Source organism: Pseudomonas sp., from assembly GCF_049590575.1.
Taxonomy (GTDB): Bacteria; Pseudomonadota; Gammaproteobacteria; order Pseudomonadales; family Pseudomonadaceae; genus Aquipseudomonas.
Genome location: NZ_JBAWDE010000297.1, coordinates 1 through 3,582, shown reverse-complemented (window position 1 = coordinate 3,582; position 3,582 = coordinate 1). Strand labels below are relative to the sequence as shown.

4 protein-coding genes are annotated in these 3,582 nt (G+C 61.5%); 2 read left to right on the top strand and 2 right to left on the bottom strand.

From position 1 onward, the window contains the following. Together WBR57_RS20925 and WBR57_RS20920 are read right to left on the bottom strand one after the other, a co-directional pair. Positions 1–881, bottom strand: an 881-nt coding sequence (locus tag WBR57_RS20925) for a rhodanese-like domain-containing protein (protein WP_424086208.1), incomplete at its 3' end; no start/stop codon positions are given. Beyond that, positions 878–1,489: a cysteine dioxygenase gene (locus WBR57_RS20920; protein ID WP_065906162.1), complete on the bottom strand. Its 612-nt coding sequence runs from the start codon at positions 1,487–1,489 to the stop codon at positions 878–880. The genes WBR57_RS20920 and WBR57_RS20925, both read right to left, overlap by 4 nt. Before the next feature lie 216 nt (positions 1,490–1,705). Between WBR57_RS20920 and WBR57_RS20915 the strand changes: the two genes are divergently transcribed. Then, positions 1,706–2,611: a LysR family transcriptional regulator gene (locus tag WBR57_RS20915; RefSeq protein WP_424086206.1), complete on the top strand. Its 906-nt coding sequence runs from the start codon at positions 1,706–1,708 to the stop codon at positions 2,609–2,611. Between the two features lie 111 nt (positions 2,612–2,722). Then, positions 2,723–3,517 carry a class II aldolase/adducin family protein gene (locus WBR57_RS20910; RefSeq protein WP_424086204.1) on the top strand — a complete coding sequence of 265 codons (795 nt, stop codon included), beginning with the start codon at positions 2,723–2,725 and terminating at the stop codon, positions 3,515–3,517. Positions 3,518–3,582 lie beyond the last annotated feature (65 nt).

Here is a 3,582-nt window from a genome sequence, read left to right as displayed (position 1 = left end):
GTGTCGAATTCTTCCGGGGTGCGTACATCGAACAGGTAGGTGGTGCGGCTCGGTTCCTGCTGCCAGCGTTGCAGGTCGGCCAGGCTGGCGCGGCCGACGCGGGCCTTGTCGGCCACCCGACGTGCATCCTGCGCCGCGATTTGACGGTGTTCTTCCGAGGTCGGGGCAAAGCGGCGGGACTGGCCGTGGGCAAGTTTCTGCCCGGCCAGCGTCCAGCCGATGGTGCCGTTGCGCAGCGCCGACACCGGGTTCGCCACGCCGGCATTGATCAGCGATTGGGTGCCGATAATGCTGCGGGTGCGCCCGGCGCAGTTGACGATGATGCGGGTGGCCGGGTCCGGCGCCAGTTCACGCGCGCGCAGCACCAGTTCGGCACCGGGCACGCTGATACCGGTGGGGATGCTCATGGTCTGGTATTCGTCGAAACGGCGCGCGTCGAGCACCACCACATCGGCCTGGCTGTCGAGCAGTGCCTGCACTTCTTCGGCGGCCAGCGACGGCGTGTGGCGCTCGCTCTCGACCAGTTCGCCGAATGCCTTGCTCGGCACGTTCACGTCGATAAACAGCTCGCCACCGGCCCTGCGCCAGCCGTCCAGCCCACCTTCCAGCAGGCTGACCTGGGTGTAGCCCAGCGCGACCAGGCGCTCGGCGGCACGCGCGGCGAGGCCTTCACCGTTGTCATAAACCGTGACCTGGGTATCACGCCGGGGGATGCGCGAATACACCTCCAGTTCCAGCTTGGACAGCGGGATGTTCGCCGCGAACAGCGGGTGGGACTCGGCAAACGGCGCTTCTTCGCGCACGTCGATCAGGGCGACTTCTTCACGGTCCAACAGGGCCTGGCGAATCCGGGCGAAGCTACGGGTCGATACGGTGGTCATAGGGCAGGGCTCTTTTCTTTGGACAAATCCCAGATATTCGGGAGGAAGGCGTTGGAATAACCGGAGATAAACAGTTTCTCGCTGCCGTCGGGCTGGTACACCGCGCGGCGTACCGCACCGATATTGGCGCCGTACACATGAATGCTGATCGACACTTGGTCGCTGTGGGCATTGCTGACCTGGTGGATATCGCCGACCTTGGGCGACACCGCCTCGACCTGGCCCGGCACCAATTGGATCGGCTTGCCCTCGGCGACCAGGCGGCCGTCGGGCGCGCGCTCGAAGCCCTGGGAGAACTCCGCGCCGCGCAACATACCGATCAGGCCCCACACGCGGTGGTCATGAATCGGCGTGCTTTGCCCCGGCCCCCACACAAAGCTGACGATGCTGAACCGCTGGCGCGAATCGGCATGCAGCAGGAATTGCTGGTAGCGCTCGGGGTCGGGTTGGGCAAATTCATCGGGGAGCCAGTCATCGTGGCTGACCAGTTGCGCCAGCAGCTTGCCGCCACGGTGCAACAGGTCGCCTTCACGTGGATTGCCGTCGATCAATTCCGCCAGGGCGCCAATAAAGGCTCTGAGTCTCTCGGGGTGTCGGGCCTGGGTCATGACAATTCCATCGTTGGTCTGCGTTGATGGGTTTATCTAAGCATAATGTTTATGGTTAATATGCTATTTTTTAATGATTAGCTTATAGCTATAGGTAATTTAGAACCGGTCTGAATAGCGTTAGACGTTATCGATTGGAGGGTGGGCTATCCAGACAACGTTCCTGCAACTATGCTTCGCACACATCTTAATGACTGTTCTCTATGTGCGGCCCAAATGAAAATTGACGATATCGATGCCTTTGTCGAAGTGATTCGTTGCCAGTCCATCAGCCATGCCGCCGAGTCGTTGCAACTGACCCAGCCGGCCATTACCCGCCGCGTGCAGAACTTCGAGCAGGCGCTGGGTGTGGAACTGTTCGACCGCAACACCAAGCCCCTCAAGCCTACGCTGATCGGTAGGCGCGTCTACGAGCAGTGCCGGTTGATCCTGCGCGAGATGGACGCCCTGCGCGAACTGGTCGCCACCGACGCGCCGCCCACCGGCCTGCTGCGCCTGGGCGTGCCGCAGACCATCGGCGATGTGGTGCTGCTGGATGCGCTCAAGCACCTGCGGACCGAGTACATCGACCTGCGTGCCCAGGTTGCCACCGGTTGGGGCAGCCAACTGGTGGGCAAGATCGAACGCGGTGAGCTCGACGCGGCGGTTGCGCTGTTCCCGGCGGGCAAGATTTTCCCGGATAACGTCGTCGGCGAGTCCATCGGCAAGATGGAATTGGTGGTGGTCTGCGCCAAGGCCCAGTTGCCGAAAAAGCCCTGCAAACTGGCGGATGTGTACCAGAACGGCTGGATTCTCAACCCGGACGGCTGCGGCTTCCGCGCCGGTTTGCAACGCACCTTGTCCGACCAGGGCCTGGCGCTGCGGGTCAACCTGGAAACCTTTGGCACCGAGCTGCAATTGGGCCTGGTCGCTGACGGCCTCGGCCTGGGCCTGGTGCCACGGCCCTTGCTGGAACGCAGCGCGCACCGTGAGCAATTGGCGGTGATGCCGCTCAAGGACTTCAAGCCGGTGATGGATTTGTGGCTGATCTACCCGCACTTCCTCGGCAACCTGCAAGGCCCGGTGGATGCTTTCGGCAAGTGGGTGGCCGATTCGCTGCACAAGATTCGCAACGCTGCCTGAGGATCATAAAAAAATATAATAATTAGCTTAGATTAAAATGTGCTTTTTATTATTTTTTTGCATCCCATAGGCTTGCCTGGAAGTCCTTAAGGCCATCCAGGAAGTTTTGCCATGAGCAGCGTCACCTCGATCTCCAGCGTTTCCAACACTGTTCGCCAGCGCGTCACCCCGGAAGAATGGGAGGTGCGCGTCAAACTGGCCGCCGCCTATCGTCTGGCGGCCCTGTACAAGTGGACCGACCATATCTACACGCACTTCTCCGCCCGCGTGCCGGGCCCGGAGGAGCATTTTTTGATCAATGCCTTCGGCTTGTTGTTCGATGAAATCAGCGCCTCCAACCTGGTCAAGGTCGACCTCGACGGCACCATTGTCGATGACCCGACCGGCCTGGGCATCAACTACGCCGGCTACGTGATCCACAGCGCCATCCACGGTGCACGCCACGACTTGCAAGCGGTGCTGCACACGCACACCCGCGACGGTATTGCGGTGTCGGCGCAAAAGGACGGCCTGCTGCCGATCTCCCAGCATTCGATTGGTTTTTCCGGGCGCGTGGCGTACCACGGCTATGAAGGCATTGCCCTCGACCTCGACGAGCGCGAACGCCTGGTGGCGGACCTGGGCGACAAGAGTGTGATGATCCTGCGTAACCACGGCTTGTTGACGGCGGGGGTGAGCGTCGAACACGCCTTCCAGCAACTGCAGCAGTTGGAGCGTGCGTGCAATATTCAGGTCGCGGCGCAGGCGGCAGGGAATGCGGAGCTGATCTTCCCGCCGGCCGAGGTGGTGGAAAAAGTCGAGCAGCAAGCCAAGGCGCATGCCAGTGGCGAGGGGCCGGGGGTAGCGCGGCATTGGAATGCGCTGATTCGGCAGCTGGAGCGTAGCGATACCGAGTACAAGAACTGATCTGGAGTTCACTCTAGAGCTGAACATGTGGGAGCGGGCTTGCTCGCGAATGCGGAGTATCAGTC

Excerpts from the sequence above, each read along its gene's own strand:
- WBR57_RS20920 (WP_065906162.1), bottom strand. The coding sequence starts at position 1,489 with ATGACCCAGGCCCGACACCCCGAGAGACTCAGAGCCTTTATTGGCGCC.
- WBR57_RS20915 (WP_424086206.1), top strand. The coding sequence starts at position 1,706 with ATGAAAATTGACGATATCGATGCCTTTGTCGAAGTGATTCGTTGCCAG.
- WBR57_RS20910 (WP_424086204.1), top strand. The coding sequence starts at position 2,723 with ATGAGCAGCGTCACCTCGATCTCCAGCGTTTCCAACACTGTTCGCCAG.